The sequence below is a fragment of the Stenotrophomonas sp. SrG genome (genome assembly GCF_050031795.1).
Lineage (GTDB): Bacteria > Pseudomonadota > Gammaproteobacteria > Xanthomonadales > Xanthomonadaceae > Stenotrophomonas > Stenotrophomonas rhizophila_A.
On sequence record NZ_JBNBBE010000849.1, the window covers coordinates 1 to 244 of the forward strand.

Sequence of the window (244 nt, forward strand, 5' to 3'; positions counted from 1 at the left end):
CACCCACACATTGCCCTCGCGATCGGGGAACAACGTGCGCGCCTGTCGTCCCGGATAGCCCATCGCCTGCGTGGGCCGCACCCAGCGCTGGCCCTGCAGGAAGTGCGGGCCGGTAAAGGTGGCGGCCCATAAGCGGCCCCTGCCGTCTTCGGCGAAACGGAACCCGGTGCTGGTCGGCAGGCCCGCCGCTGAACCGTAGTGACGCACGCCCGGGCGCTCGACCCGGCACACCCCGCCAGAGCGG

1 protein-coding gene is annotated in these 244 nt (G+C 72.1%); it reads right to left on the bottom strand.

Annotated elements, in window-relative coordinates:
* Positions 1 to 244: hypothetical protein (locus tag ACQG3P_RS21940; protein WP_426806230.1), on the bottom strand; the 244-nt coding region annotated here is incomplete at both ends.